The sequence below is a fragment of the Caulobacter sp. Root1455 genome (assembly GCF_001426905.1).
Classification (GTDB): domain Bacteria; phylum Pseudomonadota; class Alphaproteobacteria; order Caulobacterales; family Caulobacteraceae; genus Caulobacter.
The window spans coordinates 41,551-68,320 of the sequence record NZ_LMFQ01000026.1; the positions used below are offsets into that span (position 1 = coordinate 41,551).

The 26,770-nt window shown below is 68.5% G+C and carries 22 protein-coding genes; 8 read left to right on the forward strand and 14 right to left on the reverse strand.

The genetic code is table 11. The annotated features are described in order from the left end of the window. Window positions 1-74 precede the first annotated feature (74 nt). The 4 genes from ASD21_RS22525 to ASD21_RS22540 form a co-directional block, all read right to left on the reverse strand. Window positions 75-2,606, reverse strand: coding sequence for a TonB-dependent receptor (locus ASD21_RS22525; protein WP_235524946.1), 2,532 nt, complete (start codon window positions 2,604-2,606; stop codon window positions 75-77). A 166-nt stretch (window positions 2,607-2,772) separates the two neighbouring features. Further along, window positions 2,773-4,134: a sensor histidine kinase gene (locus ASD21_RS22530; RefSeq protein ID WP_056446967.1), complete on the reverse strand. Its 1,362-nt coding sequence runs from the start codon at window positions 4,132-4,134 to the stop codon at window positions 2,773-2,775. A 10-nt stretch (window positions 4,135-4,144) separates the two neighbouring features. Then, window positions 4,145-4,813, reverse strand: coding sequence for a response regulator transcription factor (locus tag ASD21_RS22535; RefSeq protein ID WP_162250271.1), 669 nt, complete (start codon window positions 4,811-4,813; stop codon window positions 4,145-4,147). After that, window positions 4,810-5,130 (reverse strand): PepSY domain-containing protein, encoded by a 321-nt coding sequence (locus ASD21_RS22540; RefSeq protein WP_082554913.1) that lies wholly within the window; start codon window positions 5,128-5,130, stop codon window positions 4,810-4,812. The genes ASD21_RS22535 and ASD21_RS22540 overlap by 4 nt, the downstream gene beginning before the upstream one ends. 121 nt (window positions 5,131-5,251) lie before the next feature. Here ASD21_RS22540 and ASD21_RS22545 point away from each other — a divergent pair, with 121 nt between their 5' ends. Next, window positions 5,252-7,273, forward strand: coding sequence for a TonB-dependent receptor plug domain-containing protein (locus ASD21_RS22545; RefSeq protein WP_056446973.1), 2,022 nt, complete (start codon window positions 5,252-5,254; stop codon window positions 7,271-7,273). Here ASD21_RS22545 and ASD21_RS22550 read toward each other — a convergent pair. The 9 genes from ASD21_RS22550 to ASD21_RS22590 form a co-directional block, all read right to left on the reverse strand. Further along, window positions 7,270-7,491 (reverse strand): hypothetical protein, encoded by a 222-nt coding sequence (locus tag ASD21_RS22550; RefSeq protein WP_056446977.1) that lies wholly within the window; start codon window positions 7,489-7,491, stop codon window positions 7,270-7,272. The two genes, ASD21_RS22545 and ASD21_RS22550, sit on opposite strands and share 4 nt — an antisense overlap. An 85-nt stretch (window positions 7,492-7,576) precedes the next feature. After that, window positions 7,577-8,380, reverse strand: a complete 804-nt coding sequence (locus tag ASD21_RS22555; RefSeq protein ID WP_082554914.1) for an inositol monophosphatase family protein — start codon at window positions 8,378-8,380, stop codon at window positions 7,577-7,579. Window positions 8,381-8,382: 2 nt separating this feature from the next. Beyond that, window positions 8,383-9,729: an MFS transporter gene (locus ASD21_RS22560; RefSeq protein WP_056446980.1), complete on the reverse strand. Its 1,347-nt coding sequence runs from the start codon at window positions 9,727-9,729 to the stop codon at window positions 8,383-8,385. A gap of 215 nt (window positions 9,730-9,944) precedes the next feature. Next, window positions 9,945-11,441, reverse strand: a complete 1,497-nt coding sequence (locus tag ASD21_RS22565; protein WP_056446983.1) for a CoA-acylating methylmalonate-semialdehyde dehydrogenase — start codon at window positions 11,439-11,441, stop codon at window positions 9,945-9,947. Between the two features lie 28 nt (window positions 11,442-11,469). After that, the gene (iolB, locus tag ASD21_RS22570; protein WP_056446987.1) at window positions 11,470-12,276 is read right to left on the reverse strand and encodes a 5-deoxy-glucuronate isomerase; all 807 of its coding nucleotides are present in this window, start codon (window positions 12,274-12,276) and stop codon (window positions 11,470-11,472) included. Window positions 12,277-12,280: 4 nt separating this feature from the next. Further along, on the reverse strand, window positions 12,281-13,180 hold the full coding sequence (iolE, locus tag ASD21_RS22575; RefSeq protein WP_056446991.1) for a myo-inosose-2 dehydratase: 900 nt from the start codon (window positions 13,178-13,180) through the stop codon (window positions 12,281-12,283). Between the two features lie 4 nt (window positions 13,181-13,184). Continuing rightward, window positions 13,185-15,032, reverse strand: a complete 1,848-nt coding sequence (gene iolD, locus ASD21_RS22580) for a 3D-(3,5/4)-trihydroxycyclohexane-1,2-dione acylhydrolase (decyclizing) (RefSeq protein WP_056446994.1) — start codon at window positions 15,030-15,032, stop codon at window positions 13,185-13,187. Next, entirely contained in the window at window positions 15,032-16,957 is a 1,926-nt protein-coding gene (locus ASD21_RS22585; protein ID WP_056446996.1) for a bifunctional 5-dehydro-2-deoxygluconokinase/5-dehydro-2-deoxyphosphogluconate aldolase, read from the reverse strand. The genes iolD and ASD21_RS22585 overlap by 1 nt, the downstream gene beginning before the upstream one ends. 114 nt (window positions 16,958-17,071) lie before the next feature. Next, on the reverse strand, window positions 17,072-17,959 hold the full coding sequence (locus ASD21_RS22590; protein ID WP_056446997.1) for a MurR/RpiR family transcriptional regulator: 888 nt from the start codon (window positions 17,957-17,959) through the stop codon (window positions 17,072-17,074). A 170-nt stretch (window positions 17,960-18,129) separates the two neighbouring features. Between ASD21_RS22590 and iolG (ASD21_RS22595) the strand changes: the two genes are divergently transcribed. Further along, window positions 18,130-19,116 carry an inositol 2-dehydrogenase gene (iolG, locus tag ASD21_RS22595; protein WP_056446998.1) on the forward strand — a complete coding sequence of 329 codons (987 nt, stop codon included), beginning with the start codon at window positions 18,130-18,132 and terminating at the stop codon, window positions 19,114-19,116. A gap of 17 nt (window positions 19,117-19,133) precedes the next feature. Next, on the forward strand, window positions 19,134-20,120 hold the full coding sequence (gene iolG, locus ASD21_RS22600) for an inositol 2-dehydrogenase (protein ID WP_056446999.1): 987 nt from the start codon (window positions 19,134-19,136) through the stop codon (window positions 20,118-20,120). A 178-nt stretch (window positions 20,121-20,298) separates the two neighbouring features. On the opposite strand, the gene ASD21_RS22605 is transcribed toward iolG (ASD21_RS22600), so the two are convergent. Next, on the reverse strand, window positions 20,299-21,540 hold the full coding sequence (locus ASD21_RS22605) for a histidine-type phosphatase (RefSeq protein WP_235524947.1): 1,242 nt from the start codon (window positions 21,538-21,540) through the stop codon (window positions 20,299-20,301). 213 nt (window positions 21,541-21,753) lie between these two features. On the opposite strand from ASD21_RS22605, the gene ASD21_RS22610 reads away from it, so the two are divergent. The 5 genes from ASD21_RS22610 (at window position 21,754) to ASD21_RS22630 (ending at window position 26,765) form a co-directional block, all read left to right on the forward strand. Further along, window positions 21,754-23,787, forward strand: a complete 2,034-nt coding sequence (locus ASD21_RS22610; RefSeq protein ID WP_056447003.1) for a phytase — start codon at window positions 21,754-21,756, stop codon at window positions 23,785-23,787. A 119-nt stretch (window positions 23,788-23,906) separates the two neighbouring features. Continuing rightward, window positions 23,907-24,605 carry a NifU family protein gene (locus ASD21_RS22615; RefSeq protein ID WP_082554915.1) on the forward strand — a complete coding sequence of 233 codons (699 nt, stop codon included), beginning with the start codon at window positions 23,907-23,909 and terminating at the stop codon, window positions 24,603-24,605. A gap of 146 nt (window positions 24,606-24,751) precedes the next feature. Beyond that, the gene (locus tag ASD21_RS22620) at window positions 24,752-25,009 is read left to right on the forward strand and encodes a MoaD/ThiS family protein (RefSeq protein ID WP_056447006.1); all 258 of its coding nucleotides are present in this window, start codon (window positions 24,752-24,754) and stop codon (window positions 25,007-25,009) included. Window positions 25,010-25,011: 2 nt separating this feature from the next. Further along, window positions 25,012-25,581 (forward strand): molybdenum cofactor biosynthesis protein B, encoded by a 570-nt coding sequence (gene moaB / locus ASD21_RS22625; protein ID WP_056447010.1) that lies wholly within the window; start codon window positions 25,012-25,014, stop codon window positions 25,579-25,581. Next, on the forward strand, window positions 25,578-26,765 hold the full coding sequence (locus ASD21_RS22630) for a molybdopterin molybdotransferase MoeA (protein WP_056447013.1): 1,188 nt from the start codon (window positions 25,578-25,580) through the stop codon (window positions 26,763-26,765). The genes moaB and ASD21_RS22630 overlap by 4 nt, the downstream gene beginning before the upstream one ends. Window positions 26,766-26,770 lie beyond the last annotated feature (5 nt).

The window sequence follows — 26,770 nt, forward strand, 5'->3', positions numbered from 1 at the left end:
CGTCGTCTCGATTTTGGGGGAAAGCAGACAAGGCAAGGCCCGGACGTCGCTTAACGCCCGGGCCCGGCCTTGGACTAGAAGGTGTAGGACAGGCCGAACCGGTAGGAGCGGCCGTAGGTCTCGGACTCCGCGAAGCGGCTGCGGTTTTGATAATAGTAGTAGTCGGTCGCGTCGTTGAGGTTGTTGCCCTCGGCGAAGATCTCGACCTTGTTGATCCGATAGGCCACGCGGGCGCTGAGCGTGGTGACCTTGTCGAAATAGATGTCGCTCGCGCCGCTAGCGTCGCCCGTGTTCAGTTCGAACAGGTAGGCCGAGCGGTAGGTGTAGGCCAGCCGAGCCGAGAAATTGTACTTCTCATAGTACAGCTGGGCGCTGGCCAGCCGCTTGGACTGGTTGGGCAGTTTGATCTTCTCGGTCCGGCCAGGCACGTTCATCTTGCCGTCGACCAGGGTGGCGTTGAAGTTGACGCCCAGCCCGTCAAACGGCGAAGGCAGGAAGGTCAACGGCTTCTGGACGTTGAATTCCAGGCCGGTGACCTGTGCCTTGTCGCCGTTGGTCACCTGGGTGACGTCGGCGTTGACCAGGTTCACGCCGCCGAAATTGCCGCTTTGCCTGACCGTCGAGGTGAAGATCGGGTTCTCGATCCGCTTGTGGAAGAAGCCCAGCGAGATCCCGCCTTCACCCGAGAAGTAGTATTCCAGCGAAGCGTCGAAGTTGACGGCCTTCTGAGGCTGCAGGTCCGGATTGCCGAGCGTGACCTCGTTGTCGGCGGCGCTGACCGCCAGGGTCGGCGCCAGGTCCGCGTAGTTCGGGCGACCCAGGGCCGTCGTCACCGCGGCGCGCGTCAGCAAGCGCTCGGAGATGTTGTACTTCAGGTTCAGGCTGGGGAACCAGTCGGTGTAGTCGTAGGCGCCGAACTGGTTATAGGTGTCGTTGACCGTCGAGGTCGGCGTCACGGCGATGGCCGAGGTCTTGCCGTCGGTGTGCTCGACGCGCACGCCCGGGATGATGGTCAGATCGCCCCGCGTGACGCTGGCCATGCCGTAGCCGGCGGTGATCTTCTCCACGACCTTGAAGTCCGAGCCCAGGGTCTCGATGAGGCGATCGGTGGGCGAGTCGACGAACAGGCCCTTGTTGGCGTCGAAATAGGCGCGGGCCAAACCGTAGTCCACGGTCGGGCCGAACGTGTAGCGGCCCTTGTAGACCGTGGGAATGGTCGCGTCCGTTTCGCCCACCAGGGTCTCGCCGTTGCCGCGCGTATAGACGTGGCCAGTGGCGTCGGTGAACTTGTCCCGATCCAGATATTTGGCGCCGAACTTCAGGTAGCTGCCCTCGCCCCAGGCGTCCATCGGCAGCCTGTAGTCGACCCGCGCCTGGTTGAGGTTTTCCTCGGCATGGCGGCTGACTTGCTTGTACTGGCGCAGGTTATAGGTGCCGGCGGCCAAGGCCGAGGTTCCAGCGGTCAGGCTTTCCTGCATGCCCACCGTGCCGACGAAAGTCCCCGTCAGGGCGCCGGTCGAACGGTAGTCGAACTCGTCGCGGATCGGATCCTTCTTCTCCGACAGCGCATGGGTGCCCTGGACCGTCAGCACGCCCTTGCCGACATTGAAGTCGCCGCCGAAGGCCAGGGTGGTGGTGTCGGTGATCTCGTTGCGCAGACGCACCAGGTGCCGCGCGCTGGTCGAGGTGATCACGCCGCCGTTGGCGTCGAGCGTGGAGTAGTTGCCGGCCGACCCAGGGAAGAAGAAGCGGAAGCGGTCGCGCGTCTCGTTATCATCGAACTTGGAATACATCAGGCGGGCGTAGAGCTTCACGTCGTCGTTGGGACGCCAGTCAAAGTTGGCCACCGCGCCCGAGCGCTTGCGGATCGCCGGGCTGTAGGAACGCATGTCCAGTTCGGCGGGCAGGTCGATCCCGTTCACGACCTGGCGGCTGCCGGCCAGCACATCGTCGGACACCGACGGACGCTTGGAGTAGTTGCCGGCCAGGACCAGGCCGAACTGGCGATCCGCGCCGAACTTGCCGCCGACCGACACGTCGCCCTCGGTGGCCTTGGCGTCGGTGGCCTCGAACGTGCCGCGCACGACACGAGCGCTGAGGATGTTCTTGCTGCGGTCGAAGGCGGTCAGGGTGTTGATGTCGACCTGGCCGGCGATGGCGTTGGCGTCCAGGTCCGGCGTCAGCGACTTGATAACCGTGACCGAGCCGATCAGCGCCGAGGGAATGTCGTCGAGCTTGACGTTGCGAGATTCAGGCTCGGGGGCCGAGGCGGTCTGATTGTTGATCGTAACGTTGGCCAGGTTCGGCTCGATGCCGCGAATGATCAGGTAGCGGCCTTCGCCCTTGTCCGTGGCCACCGACACCCCCGACAGGCGACGGACGGCTTCGGCGACGTTCTGGTCGGGCAGCTTGCCCACGTCGTTGGCCGAAACGACTTCGACGGCGCTGACGGCGTCGCGCTTCTTCAGCAACGAGTCGCGGTCCGAGGCGCGCTGGCCGGTGACCACGACCTCCTCGACCTGAACGGCTTCCTGCGCGGCGGCCACGCACGGCGCCACGATGCAGGAGCTCAGCAGCAGAACGCCAATTAGATTCCTGGATGCCATGGACGTCACCCTCCCCTTCTGTTCGCCGACTCTCCGCGACGGCGCCATTGGGCGCTCTGGGCCGACGACCAGACATTACGAACAGATTTTCTATTTTGCAAGTCGAATGGAAAATTTCGTGCAGATTCCATTTCGACCATTCATTCCAGGCGGAGCCCCGGCATCCCTATACCATCTCAGCGCCCCGGCCCCGCCAAAGCAGGGCGACGGCCAGTCCTCCCAGGTTCGAACGGCCCAGGGTGAGCTCGCCCGCGGAAGCCTCGACCAGATCGCGAACGATCGCCAAGCCCAGGCCGTGGCCCGGCCCCGCCTCGTCCAGCCGCCCCCCGCGCATCAGGGCGGCCTCGGCCCGCCCCTCTTCCATGCCGGGCCCGTCGTCGTCGATCAACAGACGCACGCCGCCTTCCACCGCCACGCCCGTCACCAACACCCGCCGGCGGGCGAAACGGGCGGCGTTCTCGATCAGGGCGCCCAGCATCTCGGTCAGCACATCCTCGGCGAGCGGTGCACGCAGCCCCGAATCGATCGCGACGTCGAACATCAGCCGTTCACCCTCGGCCGTGCGCTCAACCACGGCCACCAGACGCTCGACCACCGGCAGGACTTCGGCCTGGGCGTGGACGGCCGTCTCGCGAGCGGCGGCGGCGCGGGCCCGCGCCAGTTCGGTCTCCAGAGCCGCGGCCATGGCCTCGATGGCCCGCTCCAGGCCGTCGGCGGCCTCGGCGGCGCCCGCCGCCCGGGCGCGCCGGCTCTGAGCCGACAAGGCGGCCAGCGGCGTCTTGAGGCTGTGGGCCAGGTCGCCGGCCCGGCGTCGCGCGCGGACCAGATCGGCCTCGCGCGCCTGAGCCAGGTCGTTGATGGCCGCGATCAGCGGCGCGATTTCGCTTGGATGGTCGTCCGCCATACGCGCCGAGGCGCTGCCGCGAAGCCGGGCCAGGTCGGCGCGAATCCGAGCCAGGGGCGATAGGCCCAGCACGACCTGAACGGTGGCCGCCGCCGACAGAACCACCCACAGCCCGCCCAGGAAGATGGCCAGGTCTCGGCCGAATTCGGCGCGGGCGGCGCGCAGGGCCTTTTCCTCGCTGGCCACCTGAACCAGCACGACGGGCCCGGCATGGTCGGGCCGCACGCGACGCTCGACCAGCAGGATGCGGTCGTCGAAGGGGCCGGCGGCGATCCGGGCGCGCCAAGCCTCGGCCGAAGCCTCGGCCGGCGGTTTCAGGGCCTGATCCCACAGCGAGCGCGACCGCACCGCCCCCGCCGTCGTCGACACCTGCCAGTAGAGCCCGCCGGCCGGAGTCTGCAGGCGCGGATCGGCGGGACTCGAAGCGACAACCGGTCGCGCCGTCGGGCCGACCGACAGTCCCGCCACCAGGTTCAACGCCACACGGGTCAGTTCATCGGTCTCGCGCCGCTCGATATGGCGCTCGAACAGCCAGGTCATGGCCAGCCACGAGACGACCAGCGCGAGCAGGACGGCCATGGCCCCGCCCAGGATCAGGCGCAGGCGGAGCGAACCAGCCTTCATGCGTGACACGTCATGATGGCGCGCCGCCCAACTGGTATCCGAAGCCCCGGCGGGTCTCGATCACCTCGGGTCCGACCTTGCGCCGCAGCCGCACGACCAGAGCCTCGATGGCGTTGGCGTCGCCACTGTCGGCCACGCCGTAGAGCTGCTCGGCCAGTTCGCCCGCCGACACCGCCCGCCCCGGCTGGTGGGCCAGGCAGTCGAGCAGGCGAAATTCCAGCGGCGACAGCCGCACAGGCGCGCCATCGATCGTCGCCGACATCCGCCGGGTGTCCAGCGCCAGACGTCCGATCTCGATCACCGGCGACACCCGGCCCGCCGCCCGACGCACCAGGCCGCGCAACCGAGCCAGCAATTCGCCCATCTCGAACGGCTTGGCCAGGTAATCGTCAGCCCCAGCCTCGATGCCCTCGACCTTCTCGGTCCAGTCGCCCCGCGCCGACAGGATCAGCACGGGAAAGGCCCGTGCGTCGGCCCGCCAGCGGCGCAGCACCGACAGGCCGTCCAAGCGCGGCAAACCCAGGTCCAGGACCACGACGGCGTAGTCCTCGACGCTGCCCTTGAACGAGGCGTCCTCGCCGTCACGGGCCAGGTCGACCACGAATCCGGCCGCGCCCAGCGCCTTGACCAGGTCGGGTCCGACGACCGGATCGTCTTCGACGACGAGCGCCCGCATCAATCGTTCTCGATCTTCAGCACCGCGCCCGTGCGGGCGTCGATGTCGAGTTCGCGGACCCGGCCGTTACGCCCGAGAACCTTCACTTCGTAGACCAGCTTGCCGTCGTCATCCTCGAGCTCGACCTTCAGCACGTCGCCTGGAGCGTGTTGCTCGGCGATCGCCAGGATGCGGGTCAGCGGCAGGACCTGTCCCTTGGCCAGGGCGGTTCGCGCGGCGTCATGGTCCTTGCTCTTGTGGTCGTCCGCCCAGGCGGGGGCCGCGGCGGCGAGCGACAGGACCAAGGCGGCGGCGAGGCGGGGGATGAGGTTCGGTTTCATGGGTCCCAGGATTTCACCGCCATCCTGACACCCCCCTGACGAACCGCAACGACCGGATGTCAGGCGCTCACAGGCAAAGCGTCTCCTAGGAACGCGGAAAGGCCGCGCGGGGAAGACCGACATGACCGCACGATGCTACGCCGCCGCGGCGGCGGGCCTGATTTCGGCGGGCGCCGTCACGCCGGCCCTGGCGGCCCAGGAGGCGGTCACGCCCTACCCCGCCGCCTTCTTCGCCGACACCCAGCCCTATTCGGCCTTCGACATGATCGGCCGCGTTCCTGGCTTCAGGTTCGACGGCGGCGATAGCGAAGTGCGGGGCTTTTCCGGTGCGACCGGCAATGTCCTGATCGACGGCCAACGGCCGACCAGCAAGTCCGAAAGTCTCGAGACCATCCTGCGGCGCATCCCGGCTCGAGCCGTCGTCCGCGTCGAGCTGATCCGCGCCGGCGCGGCGGGCGTCGACATGCAGGGCCGCGGCTTGATCGCCAACGTGGTGCGGGTGCGCGAGACGACGACGCGTGGGCGGCTCGAGGCGTCCAGCGCCTTTCACCCCGACGGCGTCACCGCCCCGCGCCTGGCCGGCGAACTGTCCCGGCGACGCGGCGACCGGCTGCTGGAGTTGTCGACCTCCATCGGCCGCACGGTCGATGACAAAAAGGGCGAAGGCCCGCTCATCTGGACGCGTCCGGACGGAACCCAACAACGCGACGCCCTCTATCGCGAGGACAAGGGCGCGCGCGCGGCCGAGACGGCGATCGGCTATGAACGCCGGGCGCTCGGCGGCAAGTTGCGCCTCGACGCCAATTTGAGGAACGAGAAGACCCGCGCCGACATCCTGGAAACCGAGCGCGCGCCCGACCCGTCGGTCGAAACGGTCGTCGAGCGCGAGCACGTCGAGGAGGTCGAGTTGGGAGGTCGCCTTGAGCGCCCCGTGTTTTCGTCCTGGTCGCTGGCGGCTCAAGCCTTGCGCCACGCCACCCGCACGCGAGGCGCCGACCAGTCGGCCGAGGGGACCGAGACCTCGGCGACCCGCCTGTCCTCGGAGGCCGCGGAAACCATCGTTCGCCTCCTGCTTCGCCATGACGCCGCGACGGTCACGGTGGAACTGGGCGGAGAAGCCGCGCTCAACATCCTGGACAGCCGCTCGGCGCTCGAGAAGAACGGCGAGGCGATCGCCTTGCCCTCCGCCAATGTCCGGGTCGAAGAGCGCCGGGGCGAGGCGTTCATCATGGCCACATGGCGGGCGCGTCCCAGCCTCACGGTCGAGGCCGGCGCCCGTCTGGAGGCTTCGCGCTTGAGCCAGAGCGGCGACAGCCAGCTGGAGAAGAGCTTCCTCTACCCCAAGCCCCGCCTGCTGCTGACCTGGGCTCGGGACGAGCGGCGCCAGCTGCGGCTGGAGCTGGAGCGGCAGGTGGGGCAGCTGGACTTCGAGGATTTCGTCAGCTCGACCTCCCTGACCTCCAACACCGTCACCGCCGGCAATCCGGATCTCGAGCCCGACAAGACCTGGCGGCTGGCGGCGAGCTGGGAACAGCGTTTCGGCCAGGCTGGAGCGATCGTGCTAACCGCGCGGCACGACGAAATCACCGACGCCATCGATCGCGTGCCGATCGTCGGTCCCGGCTACGCCTTCGACGCGCCGGGCAATATAGGCCACGCCACGCGCGACGAGATCGCGCTGAACTTCAGCCTACCGCTGGACACTCTGATCTCCGGCGGCCTGCTGAAGGCCGACATCGCCGCGCGCCGTAGCCGCGTCGTTGACCCGGCCACCGGCGCTCGGCGCGGCCTGTCGGACGAACCGGCGCTGGAAGGCGCCTTGCACTTAACCCGAGACCTGACCGTTCGCAGGATGCGGTGGGGCGTCGACGCGGTGTTGGCCGAGAAAAAGCAGGTGTATCGTTTCGACGAAGTGCGCACCGACAAGGTCGAGGCGCGCTGGTCGGCCTTCGTCGAGACGCGTCCAGCCTCCGCCTGGAACCTGCGCCTGGAGGTCGACAACCTGACCCGCGGCAAGGTCGATCGGCGGCGGGAGCGGTATGCGGGGCTGCGCGGCGCGGCGCGGCTGAAGCGCATCGAGGCCCGGAGCATGGATCACGGGGCGTTCGCGGGCGTGACCCTGCAACGATCGTTCGGCGGCTAGGCCGCCTTGCGCCCCGCCCCGCCCATGGCCCGCCAGCGCTCGCGCTTGGCCAAGGCCCGTTCCAGGGTCGAGCGCTTGACCGGAAGGCCCTTGCGCAGCTTCACCCAGGTGAACTCACTGATCCCGAACACGTCGAACAGGTAGCGATCGGTGATGGCCGGGAGGCTGGCGCGCAGGTCGGCGAACTCTTCGGACGTAACGGTGACGAGATCAAGCATGCGGCTTCGCGTCCTTCGGCGCGTGCGGAATCGCGAGCGCCCGGGTCAGCGCTCGGTACGGCGGTTTGACTACAGATGTTGAACGTCAGGCGGTCTCGACCGGCCGCAGTTCGTGCAGCAGGGCGGCGCTCAGCTGCGGCGTCACGGCCAGGACCGTACCGTTCATCAGGTCCAACGGCCGGCCCAAGGTGTCGGTGACCACGCCGCCAGCCTCGCGGACGATGACCGCGCCCGCCGCCATGTCCCAGGCGCTGACGCTCTGCTCCCAATAGGCGTCGAAGCGCCCGCAGGCGACATAGGCCATGTCGACCGCGCCCGCGCCCAGGCGACGCACGCCCGACACCCGATCCGTCAGCCGCTTCATCTCGGCGTGGAACTGTTCCTGCCGCGGCTTGCCCATGAAGGGGATGCCCACGCCCAGGATCGCCTGCTCAAGGCCCTGGCGGTTGGAGACCTTGATCGGCTTGTCGTTGAGCCAGGCGCCCTGCCCGACCTCGGCCCGGAACAGCTCGTCCAGCATCGGCACATAGGTCACCCCGGCGATCACCTCGCCGTCGCGCGCCAGGGCGATGTTCACCGCCCAGATCGGCAATCCGATCAGGAAGTTGGCGGTGCCGTCCAGCGGATCGCAGATCCAGGTGTGCGAGGCGTCGGCGCCCAGCACGACGCCGCCCTCTTCACCCAGAAAGCCATAGTCCGGATAGGCCTGCGCCAGGATCGCCTTCACGGTCTGCTCGGCGCGCACGTCGGCGATGGTGAAGGGATCGGCGGGGCCGTTCTTGTGCTTGATCTCCAGGGTGGCGATCTCGGCGAAGTCCTGCTTCAGGCGGTCGCCGGCGGCGCGGGCCGCGTCGATCATGGTCTGGATCAGGGGGGAAGGTTGGCTCACGATCAGTCTCTCAGCTTCGTGCGCCACAGGCTGGTGGCGAGGGTCAGGGACAGGGCCGAGGCGCCGATCCAGAACAGGACGGCCGGTCCGAAGTCGTAGTGGCGCACGCCGTCGACGACGCGCATGCCTTTGTCGATCAGGGCGCCGCTGATCTGCTCCTGGATCGCCGCGCCGAGATAGCTGAACACGCCGATCAGGCCCATGGCCGCGCCAGCCACCCGCTTGGGGCAGATGTCGGTGGCGAACAGCCCGCCCAGCGAGGTGACCAGGGCCGTCATGCCCAGGCCGAACAGGATCATGCCGGCGATCAGCACCGGGTAGGTGTTGGGGCCGTAGAAGATGATCCCCAGCCCCGCCAGCTCCATCAGGCCAAACAGCAGGTTGGCCGGCGGGCGGCGGGCGTTGAACAGCTTGTCGGAGATGAAGCCGTAGCCGATGGCCCCGAAAATCCCGGCCGCGGTGCTGATCATCAGCATGCCGCCCGCCTGGGCCAGGGAATAGCCCCGCGCCTCCTGCAGATAGAGCACGCCCCAGCTGTTGATCGCGTAGCGGGTCACGTAGATCAGGGCCGAGGACAGGGCCAGGGCCCAGACCGCCGGGATCTTGAGGATCTGAAGCTGGGTCTTGAAGGTGCTGCCGGCCGCCGACTTGGGCTTCTCGGCCTGCCAGTGGTCGTTGCGCCAGTCGGCGACGGTCGGCAGGCCCAGGGTCCGGGGCCGATCCTGGATCAGGAAATAGCTGCCGATCGCCACCAGGATCCCGCAGAAGGCCGGCGCCCAGAAGCCGTAGCGCCAACCCAGGGCGCCGACGACGCCGCCGACCGCCACGAAGGTCAGGCCCTCGCCGATCGAATGGGCGGTGCTCCATATGCCGTAGTAGCGGCCGCGCTCGCGGTTGGAGAACCACTGGGTCATCGACACCACGCCGGCCGGCGCGCCGAAGCTCTGGAACCAGCCGTTCAGGCCCCACAGCACCGCCGACAGGGCGACGGTGGTCGAGAAGCCCATGCCGATGTTGGCGATCGCCGAGATCAGCACGCTGAAGGCGAAGAACCGCTTCATGTTGGCGTGGTCGGCCAGGAAGCCGTTGGTCAGCTTGCCGAAGGCGTAGGTGTAGAACAGGGCCGAGCCGATCAGACCCAGCTCGGTTGGCGAGAAGATCCCCGCGTCGATCAGCGGCTTCTTGACCATGCCCAGGGCCAGGCGGCAGGTATAGGACAGGCCGTAGCCCAAGGTGATGGCCACCATGATCCGGAAGCGATGGCGCTTGTAGAGCGTGTCGATCGCGCCCTGGTCGCCAAGCAGCGGCGCGTCGGGCCCGGGCGCGAAGAACTTCAGCAAGGCGGTCATGATGCGGATCGTCTCCCCGGTTCCCGCGACGCTTCAAGCGGCGCCATCGTCGACCTCTGTCCGAACAGGCTATTTCATTTCGATTTAGAATGGAAGATTTTTTCTACTTCGAGAACGATCTGGAACGCCCTGAAAAGAAGGGCCCCAAACCCGGAGGTTCGAGGCCCAGTTCAGCGCACGCAGGAGCGCTCTCGTTCGGGGGGAGGAGCCCGAAGTCACATCGTCGGAATGACGAAACTCTGGTCCAGCACGGCCCCGCCCTTGGGCCAGCGTTGGGTGACGGTCTTGGTGCGGGTGTAGAACCGCACGCCATCCAGGCCGTACTGATTGAGGTCGCCGAAGCCCGAACGCTTCCAGCCGCCGAAGCTGTGATAGGCCACCGGCACGGGGATCGGCACGTTGATCCCGACCATGCCGATCTCGACCTGGTCGGCGAACTCGCGGGCGGCGTCGCCATTGCGCGTGAAGATCGCCACGCCGTTGCCGTACTGATGGCGCGAGGGCAGTTGGATGGCCTCGGCCAGGCTCTCGGCCCGGACGATCTGCAGCACCGGGCCGAAAATCTCGTCCTGGTAGGACCGCGTGCTCGGCTTGACGTGGTCGAACAGGGTCGGGCCGACGAAGAAGCCGTCCTCGTGACCTTGCAGAGTGAATCCGCGGCCGTCGACCACCAGCTCCGAGCCCTCGTCGACGCCCATCTGGATGTAGCTTTCGATCCGCGCCTTGTGGGCGGCGCTGACCACCGGGCCGTAGTGGGCGTCCTTGTCGGTGCTGATCCCGACGCGAAGTCCGCCGATCGCCGCGATCAGCCTCTCGCGCAAGGCGACGGCGGTCTTCTCGCCGACCGGCGTGACCACCGGCAGGGCCATGCAGCGCTCGCCGGCCGAGCCGTAGGCGGCGCCGATGATGTCGGCCACCGCCTGGTCAAGGTCGGCGTCGGGCAGGACGATCCCATGGTTCTTGGCGCCGCCCATGGCCTGCACCCGCTTGCCGTTGGCCCCGGCCCGCGAGAACACCGATTGGGCGATGTCGGACGAGCCGACGAAACTGACGGCCTTGATGGTCGGGTGGTCGAGGATCGCCTCGACGCAGTCCTTGTCGCCGTGCACGACGTTGAGGATCCCCGGCGGCAGACCGGCCTCGATCATCAACTCGGCCAGGCGCACCGGCACCGACGGATCGCGCTCCGACGGCTTGAGGATGAAGGCGTTGCCGCTGGCGATGGCCGGTCCCATCATCCACATCGGGATCATGGCCGGGAAGTTGAACGGGGTGACGCCCGCCACGACGCCCAGGGGCTGGCGCATCGAATAGACGTCGATCCCCGGGCCGGCGCCCTGCGTATATTCGCCCTTCAGCAGGTGCGGAATTCCGCAAGCAAATTCAATTACTTCCAGACCACGCATGATGTCACCCCTGGCGTCGGCGATGACCTTGCCGTGCTCGGACGACAGCAGGCGGGCCAGCTCGTCCATGTGCGCGTTGAGCAGCCGCACGAACTCGAACATCACCCGCGCGCGGCGCTGGGGATTGGTCGCGGCCCAGGCCGGCTGGGCGGCGGCGGCGTCGGCGATGGCCGCGTCCAGTTCGCTCTTGGTCGCCAGGGCGACGCGCGCCTGCACCTGGCCGGTGTTGGGATCGAAGACGTCGCCGAAGCGGCCGGACGTACCCTCGACGGCGCGACCGCCGACGAAGTGGGGAATGCTGCGCATGACGCGCTCCTTCTTTGTAGCTAGCCGATCAGGCCTTGCGGGCGATCCAGTCGTGGGCCGGGTCGTTGCGGAAGATCCACTTGCGGTGCGGACCGGCCATGACATTGAGGTAGTAGAGGTCGTAGCCGTGAGGGGCTCCGACCGGGTGATAGCCGCGCGGCACCATCACCACGTCGCCGTCCTGCACGCAGACGGTCTCGTCGAGGCTCCGGTCGTCGGTGTAGACGCGCTGGAAGGCGAAGCCCTGCGGCGGGTTCAGGCGGTGATAGTAGGTCTCCTCCAGCGCGGTCTCCTCGCCGTCGGTCGCGGTGTCGTGCTTGTGCGGCGGATAGCTGGACCAGTGGCCGCCGGGGGTGATGACCTCGACCACCAGCAAGCCTTCGGCCGGAGCGGTCTCGGGCAGGATGTTGCGGACGTGACGGACATTGGTCCCCCGCCCGCGCACCTCGCGCGGCATGTCGCCGGCCGCGATCAGCCGCGGCGGCAAACCGGGCTTGCCCGGCGCCGAGCACAGCGCCAGTTCGACCGGAGTGACCGCGATGACCGTGAAGGCCGCGCCGGCCGGGGCGTAGACCGCGCCGGGCGCCGCGTCCTCGAAGACGCTGCTCCGGCCGCCGATCGCGCCAAAATCCTGTCCGCCGACGGTGACGCTCGCCGTGCCGCTCATCACCACCAGGCAGGTCTCGCGATCAACATCGCCGCCGCCCAGCGACTGGCCCTGCGCCAACTTGACGACCTTGAAGCCGACATGGCTCCAGCCGGCGCTCTGGGGCGTGACTTCAAGCACCGAGCCCGAAGCGTCGGGCGCGTGGGGGCGGACGAGGAGATTGGTCATGACCTCACGCCGCCCTCAGGCCGGCCGCCGCGGCTTCCTTCTTGAGGGTCGCCAGGCCGATCTCGCCATATTCGCGGGGATTGGCGATGGCCGGATCCTGTTCGGCCTCGACGATGATCCAGCCCGAATAGCCGATCTCGGCCAGGGCCTGCATCACCGCTCCGTAGTCCAGGTAGCCGTCGCCGGGCACGGTGAACATGCCGGCCAACACGCCGTCCAGGAAGCTGCCGCCGCCGCGCGAGATCACCTTGCGGAACACCTCGCTGCGGATGTCCTTGCAATGCACGTGGGCGACGCGGTGCGGATAGCTGCGGATCATCGCCACCGGGTCCAGGCCGCCCAGCGCCGCGTGGCCGGTGTCGACGGTCAGGCCCACCGACGGACCGGTATTGGCCAGGAAGGCCTCCAGGTCCTCTGGCCGCTCGACCACTGTGCCCAGGTGGTGGTGGTAGGCGAACCTCAAGCCCTGGGCCTGGATGTAGTCGGCCACCTTGGTCAGGCGCGCGCCGAACTCCTTCCAGCCCTCGGCGTCCAGGCGCGGCGTAGCCGACAGGGCCTTGGACTTGTCGCCGTGGATGGCGTTGCTGGTCTCGGCGTGGACGAAGACCGTGCTCTCCATGGCCTTGAGCAGGGCCAGGTGCTTCTGCAGGGCGGCGATCTCGTCGTCGGCCGACTGGATCAGCAGGTTGCCGCTGTACCAGCCGCCGACCAGGGCCAGTCCGTAGCTGTCGAGCAGCGGCTTCAGCACCGCCGGATCACGGGGAAACACCCCGCCCAGCTCGACGCCCTCGAAGCCGATCGCCTGGCAGTCGGCCAGGACGCTGGCCAGCGGCGTGTCGCCGCCCAGCTCGGGCATGTCGTCGTTGATCCAGGCGATGGGGCTCACGCCGAAACGGATGGTCATGGCGTCAGTCTCCCGTACGCTGTTGCTTGATCTTGTTTTCGTAGTCTTCCCGGGCCGCCTTGACGGCGGGGCGCACCGAGACCTCGGGCACCGCCACGTCCCACCACGCGCCGCCGCCTTCGGTGGTCGGCATGGGGTCGGTGTCGATGACCACGACATAGGTCCGGTCGCTGGCCTTGGCGCGTTGCAGCGCCGTCTCCAGCTCCGTCAGATTGGCCACCTTCTCCGACCGTGCGCCCAGGCTCTTGGCATGGGCGGCGAAGTCGATGTCGGGCAGGGTCAGATGGTGGGTGTCGGCCAGCAGATTGTTGAACGGCGCCCCGCCGGTCGCGGCCTGCAGCCGGTTGATGCAGCCATAGCCTCGGTTGTCGAGGACCGTGACGATCAGCTTGGTCCCCAGCATCACCGAAGTGGCCAGCTCTGAATTGAGCATCAGGTAGCTGCCGTCGCCGACCATCACGTGGACCTCGCGGTCCGGCGCGGCCATCTTGACGCCCACGGCGCCGGCGATCTCGTAGCCCATGCACGAGAACCCGTACTCGACGTGGTAGCCGCCGGGCTGCTTGGTGCGCCACAGCTTGTGCAGTTCGCCCGGCAGACCGCCGGCCGCGCAGACCACCACCGCGTTGTCGGACGCCGCGCGCGACACCGCGCCCAGCACCTGGGCGTCGGTTGGCAGCGCGCGGTCGTCTGGCGCCGTGGCGGCGTCGAAGATGGCGTTCCAGCCGGCGATGCGGCCAGCGGTCTCGTCCGCCCAAGCGGCGGGGGCCTTCCAGCCGTCCAGCCGCTCGGCCAGGGCGGCGGTCACCGCGCCGGCGTCGCCAACCACGCTGAGCGCGCCGTGCTTGTGGGCGTCGTGCGGGGCGACATTGACCTGGACCAGCTTGCGGCCCGGCGCGCCGAACAGGGTCCGCGAGCCGGTGGTGAAGTCCTGCAGCCGCGTGCCGATCCCGACGATCAGGTCGGCGGCCTCGGCGGCGGCGTTGGCGGCCGACGAACCGGTGACGCCGATGCTGCCCAGATTGCGCGGATGATCCCAGACCAGAGCGCCCTTGCCGCCCTGCGTCTCGGCGACCGGCAGACCGGTGTCGTAGGCCAGGGCCGCCAGGGTCGCCTCGGCGCGGGCGTAGAGCACCCCGCCTCCAGCCACGATCAGCGGCGCCTTGGCGGCCTTGATCAGGCCGACCAGATCGTCCAGCTCGCGCGGATCGGGCCGCGGCGCGCGGATGCGCCAGACGCGCTTCTCGAAGAAAGCTTGCGGATAGTCGAAGGCCTCGGCCTGGACATCCTGGCAGAAGGCCAGGGTCGCCGGACCGCAGGTCGCCGGGTCCAGCATCGTGGCCAGCGCGCGTGGCAGGGCGTCCAGAATCTGCTCGGGCCGCACGATGCGGTCGAAATAGCGCGACACCGGCTTGAAGCAGTCATTGGCGCTGATCGTGCCGTCGCCGAAGTCCTCGACCTGTTGCAAGACGGGGTCCGGCCGGCGGCTGGCGTAGACGTCGCCGGGCAGGAACAGCACCGGCAGGCGGTTGACGTGGGCCAGGGCCGCGGCGGTGACCATGTTGGTCGCGCCAGGGCCGATCGAGGTGGTGCAGACCATGGCCCGCTCGCGCCGCGACTGCTTGGCGAAGGCGATGGCGGCATGGGCCATGCCCTGCTCGTTGTGGGCCCGCCAGGTCGGCAGCACGTCGCGGACGCCGTGCAAGGCTTCACCCAGGCCGGCGACATTGCCGTGGCCGAAGATCGCCCAGACCCCGGCGAAGTACGGGATGACGCCCTGGCGGGTCTCGACATGTTGCTGGCTCAGCCAGCGAACGGTCGCCTGAGCGGCGGTGAGACGAACAGTAGCCATTACGCGGCCTTCTCCACTGCGGCGCGGGCCCGCCGCCAGGCCTCGACCAGAACCGTAAGCTTGCCGGCCAACGCCTCGACGGCGGCGGCGTCGTCCAGGCGATCGCTCAGCCACTCGCGGGCGACATCGTAGAAGATGGTCCGCCCCACGGCGAAGCCCTTGATGATCGGGAAGCGGGCGGCGACTTCGAAGGAAGCCAGCAGTTCGGCCTCCGGCGCCGACAGGCCCAGCAGCACGACGCCCCGGCACAGGGGGTCGTTCTCGACGATCGCCTGCTCGATCTCCCGCCAGGCGGCCGGGTCGGCGACAGGCTCCAGCTTCCACCAGTCTGGCCGCACGCCGATGGCGTAGAGCCGGCGGATGGCCCGGGCGACGGTGTGGGAGTCGCCCTCCATGCCCTTGGGCAGGATCACCTCGACCAGCAGTTCGTGACGGGTCTTGCGGCTGGCGTCGAACAGGCGAAGCAGCTGACGCTCCTGGCGCTCGCGTAGCTCGATCTCGTCGTCGGGATGGTAGAAGACCAGGCACTTGACCACGTGGTTCAGCGGCCATTCGGCCAGTTCTGTGGCCACGTCGGCCGAGCTCTCGAACGCCAGCGGCCGAGACTTGGGCAGCTCGATCGGGCGACCGATCCAGTACGGACGGTCGGCGGCCAGGGCCAGGGCGTCGAAGCCGAAACGCCCGTCCAGCAGCACGCCGAACCGGTGGTCGCCGCCGGCCACGGCCTCGACGGCGCGCAGGGCCAGGGTCTTGAAATGCGGAATGCGCGCGACGTCGCCGCCGGTCTCGGCGATCAGGTCCTCGAACTGGCTGCGGTGGTCCATGGCCAGCACTGTCAACTCGTCATGGACGCCCTGGCGGGTAGTGGCCCAGTGTGTGTGCTCCAGGTCGGCGTCCTCGCGCAGGCGGAAGGGCCGTTCGCGCTCGCTCAGGAACTGCTCCAGCTCGATCCAGGTCGGCATGGCCGGGGCGCAGCCGTGGCGCGAAACGACGATGGCCCCGCAGGCGTTGCCCCACTCGCAGCAGGTCTCGAGGCTTTCATGGCGCAGCCAGCCGCGCAGGAAGCCGGCCATGAAGGCGTCCCCTGCCCCCAGCACGTTGAACACCTCGACCTTGAAGCCGCGAGCGCTGACGCCCTCGTTCAAGCTGTCGGGGATCGCGCCCGGGAAGGCGACGCAGCCTTCGGGACCACGCTTACAGACCAGCAAGGCGTCCGAGCCCTTCCGGATCTCGCGCAGGGCGGCGATGGTGTCGGTCGTGCCGCCCAGGATGTGGATTTCTTCCTCGGTGCCGACGATCAGGTCGCAGAGGGTCAGAACCTCCTGCAGCTTGCGGGTGACGTCCTGGTTCTCGACAAAGCGGTTCTCGCCGGCGTCCTTGCCGGTCAGGCCCCACAGCACCGGGCGGTAGTCGATGTCGAAGGCCACCCGGCCGCCGGCGGCCTTGACCGTCTTGGCCGCCTTCAGGCTGGCCGCGTAGACGTTGGGTTGGGACAGATGGGTGCCGTTGATCAGCACGGCCCCGGCCTGGGCGAACCAGGTCTCGTCGACGTCGCCCGCCTCCAACGCCATGTCGGCGCAGTTCTCCCGATAGAAGATCAGCGGGAAATTGACCCGGTCGCGGATGCCCAGGATGACCAGGGCGGTCAGACGCTCGGGGTCGGTCAGAACCCCGGACACGTCCACGCCCTCGCGGGCCAGCTGTTCGCGAATGAAACGGCCCATGTGGTCGGCGCCCACTCGGGTCAGCAGACCGGTCTTCAGACCCAGGCGCGCGCCGCCCGAGGCGGTGTTGGTCGGGCTGCCGCCCAGGTACTTGGCGAACGACGCCATGTCCTCCAGCCGGCCGCCGATCTGCTGGCCGTAGAGATCCACGCTGGACCGGCCCACGGCGATCAGATCGAGAATTTTAGCGTCCTGCGCCATGCCAGTTCCACGTCACTTGGAGCCGGCTGCTCACCGGCGATATGTAACGCATATTCTAACTCTGGAACGCTTGCAATATCCATTTCATTTTGACGGCAAAATGGAACAGGTCGTTCAACCCGGCTTGGCGGCCTTGGCCGAACGCCCCTTGACGCGCGAGCTCTCGAAGGCGAAGCCGATGACCAGGGCCTGGGCCAGGCAGATCGACGCGGCCAGCGAGCGGAAGGTCCGCACCTCCGATTCGCGCACGTGCAGCACCAGGCTGGCCGGCTTGGCGATCGGGCTGACCAGGCTGTCGCTGATCGACAGGATCGCCGCCCCGCGCGCCGCCGCCATCTCGACCGCCTGGATCGTCTCCTCGGCATAGGGGTGGTAGCTGACGGCGATCAGCACGTCCTTGGGGCCGATGGTCTGGACCTGCTGCTTGGTCAGGCCCGCCACGCCGTCGATGAACAGGGTGCGCTTGTTCACCTGTTGCAGCGAGTAGGCCAGATAGGAGGCCACCGGGAACGAGCGACGGAAGCCGACCACATAGACCGTCTCGGCCTTGTCGATCATCTTCACGGCCTGGGCCATGTCGTCTTCGCTGACCGTCTGGGCCAGGTTCTGCAGCGCCAGGGTGTTGCCCTCGACGAACTCGGCCAGCACGTCCGCCCCGCCCTCGGGCTTCTTAGCCACCGCCTCGTTGAAGTGACGCACCCGCTCGCCGTAGCCCAGGGCCGCATGCCCCGACAGCAGACCGTCGCGGAACAGCCGCTGCATCTGGCTGGCCCCGGGATAGCCGAAGCTCTTGGCGAAACGGACGATGGCAGAGGGCTGCACGCCGCAACGCTCGGAGATCACCGCCAGGGTCTCCAGCGCCATCTCGTTGGGCTCGTCCAGCACATAGCGAGCGATCTGCTGCAGGCGTTTGCTTAGCGAGTCGTAGCGCTCGAGAATCGCCGCGCGCAGCTCCTCGGCCGTCTTCGGCGCGGTTTCCAACGCCGGGGTCGCTTCGTCCATCGGTCCCTCGATATGATCGCTTTGAATTTAGAATATCCGTTCCGCACGCGAACACAAACGCACTAGATTCGCCCCGACATTCCACTTTCTATCTGGAAGGAATTTTTGTTCCATATTACAGCAGGGTGGACGGGGCCCGGAGAGCGCCGCCACGTCGGGGAGTGACGGACATGATCAAGGTGGCTCAACTGGGCGCGGGGCGGATGGGGGCGATCCATGCCCGCAACGCCGCCGCCAATCCCCGCCTGGATCTGGTCGCCCTGGTCGATCCCCGCCCCGACGTCGCCGGCCCGTTGGCCCAGGTGCTCGGCGCACGACTGGCCCGCTTCGAGGAGGTGCTGGCCGATCCGGACATCAAGGGGATCATCGTCGCCAGCTCGACCGACGCGCATCTGGACAATGCGCTGTCCGCCCTCCGGGCGGGCAAGATCGTGTTCTGCGAAAAGCCGTTGGACCTGGACCTGGCCCGTCTGCTGGCCGCCTCGGGCGAACTCGACAAGGCCGATGGCAAGCTGTTCGTGGCCTTCAACCGCCGCTTCGACCCGCACTACCAGACCCTGAAGGCCAAGATCGACAGCGGCGAGATCGGCAAGCTGGAAAGCCTGCACATCGTCAACCACGACCCGGCCGCCCCGCCTCCGGCCTTCATCCCGACCAGCGGCGGCCTGTTCAAGGACTTCACCATCCATGACTTCGACCTGGCCCCCTGGCTGATGGGCGAACGACCGGTCGAGGTGTTCGCCTGGGCCAGTTGCCTGATCGATCCGGAGATCGGCCGCCTGGGCGACGTCGACACCGCCAAGGTCGTGCTGACCACCGCCTCGGGCCGCCTGTGCATGATCAGCAACAGCCGCCGCAGCGGCTATGGCTACGACCAGCGCATCGAGGCCTTCGGCTCCAGGGGCGCGGCTCGGGTCGACAACCTGACCAACACCGCCGTGTCGGTGTGGGGCCAGACCGGCGCGCTGGCCGACAGGTTCCCCTACGCCTTCATCGACCGCTACGCCGGCGCCTACGCCGCCGAGATGGACCATTTCGCCGACATTCTGGAAGGCAAGGCCGCGCCCGAAACAGGCTTCGCCGCCAGCGTCGCCTCCCTGGAACTGGCCGAAGCCGCCGCCCGCTCGGCGACGACCGGCGCCCCCGTCCGACTTTAGAGAGTATCGAGGTTCCCATGCACGACATCGCCATCCTGGGCGCCGGCCGCATCGGCCGCATCCACGCCAAGAACGTCGGCGGCCAGCCCGGCCTGCGGCTCAAATACGTGGTCGATCCGGTCGCCGCGGCCGCCGACGGCCTGGCCGCCGAGACCGGCGCGACCGTCACGGACCTCGAGACCGCCCTGAACGATTCCGCGGTCGCCGGCGTGATCGTCGCCAGTTCAACCGACACCCACCTCGACTACTGCCTGAAGGCCGTGGCCGCGGGCAAGGCGGTGTTCTGCGAGAAGCCGATCGACCTGGATCTGGCCCGAGCCCGCTCGGCGCAAGGTCTGCTGGGCGGCAAGGACGTCAAGCTGTTCCTGGGCTTCAACCGCCGCTTCGACCCCAACTTCCAGGGCCTGAAGACGCGACTGACCAGCGGCGTCGTGGGCGCGCTGGAGACGGTGCATATCACCAGCCACGACCCGGCCCCACCGCCGGTGTCCTACGTCAAGGTTTCGGGCGGCCTGTTCAAGGACATGGCCATCCACGACTTCGACATGGCCCGCTGGCTGCTGGACGAGCCGGTGATCGAGGTGTTCGCCGCCGCCAGCTGCCTGGTCGATCCGGCCATCGGCGAGGCCGGCGACGTCGACACCGCCAAGATCCTGCTGCGCACCGCCTCGGGCAAGATCTGCGTGATCAGCAACAGCCGCCGCAGCGGCTACGGCTACGACCAGCGCATCGAGGCCTTCGGCGCCAAGGGCCTGGTGCGGGCCGACAACGTCATGGAAAGCACCGTCTCTGTGTGGGGCGAAGCCGGCGCGGCCAGCGACAGCTTCCAGAACTTCTTCCTGGATCGCTACGCCGAGGCCTATCGCCGCGAGATGGCGCATTTCGCGGGAATCCTGCGCGGGGATGAGCTGCCGTCGGTGGGCTATGCCGACGGCGTCGAGGCCCTGGCCTTGGCGGAGGCCGCGGGCCAGTCGGCGCGCACCGGCCAGGTCGTGAAGCTCTAGACGCCCTTCCCCCTCGCCAAACGCATGAGGGCCGCACGGCGAAAACCGTGCGGCCCCTTGTCGTTTTGCAGTCCGCGGCCCCCTCGCCCGCCCCGCCAAGCCCTCGACCCAGGACGCAAAAGGAACGGCGGCCTTCTCGCGAAGGCCGCCGCTTTCAGTTGCACCAAGATCGAGAGGTTCAGTTCTTCGCCGGGTTCGCCAGCTTGCCGCCGACGATCTTCTGGAAGGTCTCCAGCGGGCACACCGTGGCGTCGCCCTTCACGCCGCAGCCCGGGATCGGAAAGTAAGAGAAGGCCGGCGGGTTGCCGGCGGTCAGCGGCTGCAGCTCGCGCAGCTGGTCCATGCTCTGGGCCGTGTAGAAGGCTCGGACGAAAGCCTGGCCGCCCCCGTCCTTCAGCAGTTCGAAGCCCATGGCGCCGCCGGGCGGCGGATCGTCCCGAGGATAGTCGGCGGCGGTGAAGTGCGCGCCGAAGAAGGCGCGCAGGGCGGCGATGTTGGTGTCGTGGCCGACCAGCAGGGTCAGACGGCCCGTATCGGCCTCGCCGTTCAGCGCAGACAGCACGCGCTTGGCGATCGGGGCGGCGTAGCGCTCGGCGATATAGGGCGCGCCGACCTCGTAGTTGAACTTCACCGGATGGAAGCGGAGCATGGCCTGGATGTCCGCCTTGGAGGCGCGCCCCCAACCGACTTCGTTCATCGGCTTGCCCTCGACATATTCCAGCAGGACGGTCTGGCCGCCGGTCGAGGCGATCGACAGCGCGCCTTCCAGGTCCGGGCTGTCGCCTTTGTTGCCCTTCAGCGAAGACGGCCGCTTGGCGATGTCGCAGCCGGCCTTGGTGGCCAGGTCGCAGCCCAGCACCTTCTGCAGGACCGCGAAGTCCTCGGCATGGACGCGCGCTTCGGCCGCGACGCCGGGCTTTTGGCGCTGAGCGGCCTTCAGCGCGACGGCGCCGTCGATGCCCTCGGCCGGATGGAAGACCGGATCGTTGTCCTCGGTCACGGGATGATCGACCACGAGCCCGCAGCCGGCCTGCAGGCCGTCGACGAACGACTCGGCGGTCTTGATGGCGCGGGACTTGCCGCTGGCCCAGACCACGATCTCGCCCTTGGGCGCGCAGCCGGCGTTGGGGATCAGCCCCCGAGAGGCCAGGAAGGTGCGGTTGTAGGCGCCCATCAGCCGCGCGCCTTCGATCCCATGCGGGGTCAACTCGCCGAACGGCGTGGTCCAGGTCGACCAGGGCTGGGCGGTCGTGCCTTCCGGCGTGGCGGGCGATTTGGTCGGTGGACGGACGCTGTGGCGCATCAGCATGACCACGCGCTCAAGCTTCAGGTCGCCGGTCGGACCGCCGCTCGAAGCGGCGGCCGCCGGGCTGGCGATCCCAGTCGCGATCAGGGGCGCGGCGATCATCGCGGCCGTCATCAATGCGTTTCGAAGTCTCGCCATAACGCCTCCCTCGCCGCTCACCCTTGGCGACATGTTGTTGACCGGGTTGTACGAATGGATATTCTATTTGGCAACTAAATTGGAATTTTTAGTGCAATTTTTGACGCCCGGCCCGATTTCGTCAGCGGGGCGTCAGGGCGACCGCTCTAGCCAAGTCGCACGATTTGAGATGCGACATCAGGGGACCACATGATCCATCGCCGCGCCACCTTCGCCGCCGCCAGCGCCCTAGCCTTGCTGATCGCCGCCCCTGCTCTGGCCCAGACCGCTGGCGCCCAGACGGCCAGCGTCGCGCCGGTCGGCGCGACGGTCCCCACCGCGCAAGGCGGCGCCAACGCCTCGGCCCTGCTCTACAACGCGGCCGACCCGGCCAAAAGCGTCATCGCCGCCACCGGCGAGCTGGGCGGGCTGGAGTTCTACGGCCTTGACGGCCAGCACCGCTCGGCCCTGCCCGGCGGCGAAACCTACGGCGTCGATGTGCGCGGCGACCTGATCGCGGTGTTGGACCGCAAGGACGGCCGCCTGCGCCTGTCGCGCTACGACTTCGCCAGCGGCGCCGCCGCCGGCGTCGACGCCCGCCCCCTGACCCTGGGCTATGCCGGCGAAGGCCTGTGTCTGCACAAGAGCCCCCGCGACGGCGCGCTCTACGCTTTCACCCTGGGCGGCGAGGGCCAGTTGGACCAGTGGCTGCTGTTCCAGGCCGCCGACGGCAAGCTGGACGGCCGCATCGTTCGCCGCCTCCACCTGTCGTCCGAGGCCAAGTACTGCGTCGCCGACGACGCCAGCGGCGTGCTCTACATCGCCCAGCAGGCCGTCGGGATCTGGCGTTACGACGCCGACCCGGAAGCCGAGGCCGTGGCGACCGTGATCGACATCAACCGCCTGGGCCGCATCAAGGGCGAGGTCGGCGGCCTGGCTGTCCTGAACGGCGGCCCGCAGGGAAACTACCTGGTGGCGGCCAATGCCGACGCCGGCGATTACAACGTCTATGACCGCAACGCCGATGACCGGTTCCTGGGCGCGTTCCGCATCCAGGCCAATGGCGCGGACGTGCTGCAGGGGCCGTCGGGGTTGTTCGGTCTGCGCGCGCCCGTCGGCCCGGGCCTGCCGGCCGGCGCCCTGCTGGTCACCGACGACCGCAAGGCCGGGGCCAACACCCAGGTGCTGTCGTGGAAGGACGTCGCCGCCGCCCTGAACATCTCGCCCGGCGACGATGCGCCGGTCGTCGCCCCCAGCAAGCTGGCCCTCGTCACGGCGACGATGGAAACCCAGCCCGTCGACCACGGCGGCGACGCGGCCGACGATCCGGCCATCTACGTCCACCCGACCGATCCCGGCAAAAGCGCCATCATCGCCACCGACAAGAAAGGCGGCATGCTGGTCTACGACCTGGCGGGCAAGCCGCTGCAGTACCTGCCCGACGGCAAGATGAACAATGTCGACCTGCGCCAGGGCTTCAAGCTGGGCGGCAAGAGCGTCACCCTGGTCACGGCCAGCGACCGCACCCACAAGGCCATCGCGATCTACACGATCGATCCCGACACCCGACTGCTGACCAGCGTCGCCGACGGCGTCCAGGCCACGGGCCTGTCGGACCCCTATGGCCTGTGCATGTACCGCAACCGAAAGGGCGCGACCTTCGTGTTCATCAGCGATCCCGACGGCCTGGTCCGCCAGTGGAAGCTGGTCCCCACCCCGGCCGGCAAGGTCCGCGCCGAGGCTGTGCGCGACGTCAAGTTCGAAACCCAGACCGAGGGCTGCGTCGCGGACGACGAGACCGGCAAGCTCTATGTCGCCGAGGAAGACGTCGCGCTGTGGAAGCTGGGCGCCGAACCTTCGACCGGCGTGGCCCGGACCGCCGTCATCCATGTGAAGGACAACCCCGCCCTGAAGGACGATCTGGAAGGCGTGGGGCTCTACGCGCAAGTCGCGGGCAAGGGCTATCTGGTGGTCTCCAGCCAGGGCAACAACAGCTACGCTCTGTTCAAACGCGAGGGCGACAACGCCTATGTCGGCAGCTTCGCCGTGATCGCCGACGGCGCGAGCGGCGTCGACGGCATCTCCGAAACCGACGGCCTGGAGGTCACCAGCGCCTCGCTGGGCGCGGGTCTGGGGGGCGGAGCCTTCATCGCCCAGGACGGCCGCAACGTCTCACCGCCGGAGAACCAGAACTTCAAGCTGGTCCCATGGGCCGCGATCGCCCGGAAACTGGGCCTGGACTGAGGCGAGCGGGATTGAGTTATAATATGTATTTATGATACATGTTATAGCCTAACCGACCCGCCGTCGCGGCCGACGCCCGCCTTGGTTCCGGACGCCACGAACAGGGAAGCAAGGCCCGCATGTTCATCCTGACCGAACAGACGCCCAATCCCGCGGCCATGAAGTTCATTCCGCACTGCGTGGTGACGTCTGATCCGGCCCAGGCGTTTCGTCGCGTCGATCACCAGGCCGGCCGGTCGCCGCTCGCGGACCGTCTGTTCGAATTGCCCGCCGTCGACGGCGTCTTCATCGCCCACGACTTTGTCACCGTGACGCGAGCGCCGGACGGCCCGCCGTGGAGCGTCCTTCGTCTCGAGGCGATCGCCGCCCTGGCCGATCACCTCGCCAGCGGCGCGCCGGCCGTGATCGGATCGGCGCCGTCCACGGCGATCAGCGGCGGCGAAATCGAGGATGAGATCCTGGGCGTCCTGGGGCTCTATGTCCGTCCCGGCGTCGCCCGCGACGGCGGCGACGTGGTGTTTGATCGCTTCGATCCGGACACCGGCGTGCTGTGGATCGAGATGCGCGGCGCCTGCGGGGGCTGCCCTTCGTCGCAAATGACCCTGAAGACGAGCATCGAGACTATCGTGCGCCGCTACGTGCCCGAGGTGAAGCGGGTCGAGGCGACCGCGGCCGCCGAAGACGCGGCGCCCAGTCGCCTGCGAACCTGGATGGCCAAGCTGAAGGGCGTCAAATCCCAGGGCGCACGCCCTGTCTTCACCCACAACGGCGAGCCCGCGGCGTCGGACCTGGCGCCGCCGGCGACTTCATCGACCTAGTCCCCGCCGAAACGGCCCTGCGACATATCCGGCCGCTTGATATGGGACAATCGGCCCGCCTCGCGACCGGTGTAAATCCCATCCGCCAATCAGGCCGACAGCGATCGAGGTCTTTCGTGCTTCAAAACTTGACGTCGTCCCCCGGCTTGACCGGGTCCGTCCAGGTCCGCTTCTTCGGCAAGATCGCCGACCATTTCGGCCGCACGGCGACCGTGGAAATCCCCGCCGGCGGCTGTTCGCTGCCATGGTTCAAGGCCCGCCTCGCCGACCAGGTCGAAGGCGGCGCCGAAGCCCTGGCCGAGCGCGGCCTGCGGACGGCGATCGATCACATGGTCGTCGGCGGAGCAGCCTGGATCGGTTCCGGACAGGAAGTGGCCTTCCTGTCGATGTTCTCAGGAGGTTGACCATGGATGACGCCCCGCCGGCCGTGAAGAGTCGCAAGCCCGGCATCGACGAGCGCCTGCCCTTCTACCCGCTCAACATCGCCGTCCTGACCATTTCCGACACCCGCAACCTCGACACCGACACCTCGGGCGCCCTGCTGGCCGATCGCCTGACCGCCGCCGGTCACGGCCTGGTCGGACGGATCATCGTGCCCGACGAGGTGGAAGCCATCCGCCGCCAGGTCCGGGCCTGGGCCGACGACGAGGCGGTCGACGTCATCCTGACCACCGGCGGCACGGGCTTCGCGCCACGCGACGTCACGCCCGAGGCCCTGCAACCGCTGTTCCGTCGGACCATGGACGGCTTCTCGGTGGTGTTCCATCAGGCCAGCCAGGGCACGGTCGGGGTCGCGACCCTGCAGTCCCGCGCCCTGGCCGGCCAGATCGGCGAGACCTTCGTGTTCTGCGTGCCGGGCTCGACCGGCGCCTGCAAGGACGCCTGGGACCTGGTGCTGGGCCAGGAGCTGGACAGCCGCTTCAAGCCCTGTTCGCTGGTCGGCCAGATCCCCCGCTATCGGGGCCTTTGCAGTTGATCAGCTTCGAGCAAGCCTCGGCGCTCGTCGCCGATCTGGCGCAGGCCCTGCCCCACGAAACCGTCGGCCTGGCCCTGGCCGACGGCCGGATCCTGGCCAAGCCGATCGTCGCCCGCCGCACCTCGCCGGCCACCGACGTCTCGGCCATGGACGGCTACGCCGCGCGCGACGACGACTTGGTCGAGGCGCCCGTGCGTCTGGCCGTCATCGGTGAAGCCTATGCCGGCCAGGCCTTCGACGGCGTTCTGGCGCCCGGCTCCTGCGTGCGCATCTTCACCGGCGCGACCGCGCCGATCGGAACCGATCGGGTGGTCATCCAGGAAGAGGTCCGGCGTGAAGGGCCTCGGGCGGTGTTCCTGCAAACACCCCGGGGCGGCCGCAATCTGCGCGCGCCCGGCTCCGACTTCGCGGCGGGAGACGTTCTCGTCGAGCCCGGCGTTCGGCTCAACGCTCAGCGCATGGTGGCGGCCGCGGCGGCCGACCTGGCGCGGGTGTCGGTGATTTCTCGCCCCAGGGTCCTGATCATCAGCACCGGCGAGGAGCTCGACGAGCCGGGACGCCCCTCCAAGCTTCGGCCCGGGATCCCCGAGAGCGTGTCCTTCGGCGTCGCCTCGCTGGTTCGCGCTTGGGGGGGCAAGGTGGTCGATCGCTGGCGCCTGGGCGATGATCTGGCGGCGCTGGAGACGGCGGCCCGCTCGGCGGTCGGTCGGGCCGACGTGGTCGTCGTGACCGGCGGCGCCTCGGTGGGCGAACGCGACTTCGCCAAGGCGATGTTCGCGCCGCTGGATCTGCAACTGATCTTCTCGAAGGTGGCCATCAAGCCGGGGAAGCCGATCTGGATCGGGCGGGCGTCGGGCGCCCTGGTCGTCGGCCTGCCGGGCAATCCGACGTCGGCCCTGGTCACCGCGCGACTTTTCCTGGCCCCGCTGATCGCGGGCCTCGCCGGACTGGGATCGGCCGCGGCGACGGACTGGCGCTCCGTGGCTCTGACCGGCTCGCTGGGCCCCTGCGGTGATCGCGAGACCTTCGTCCGCGGACGACGAACCCAGGGCGGCGTCGAGCCGATCGGTGATCAGGACTCTTCGGCCCAAAAGGCCCTGGTCCTGAGCGATGTGCTGATCCGCCGCCGCCCGGGCGACGCGGCGAGCGAGACCGGGGCGTTGGTCGAGATCCTGGATTTCTGATCAGC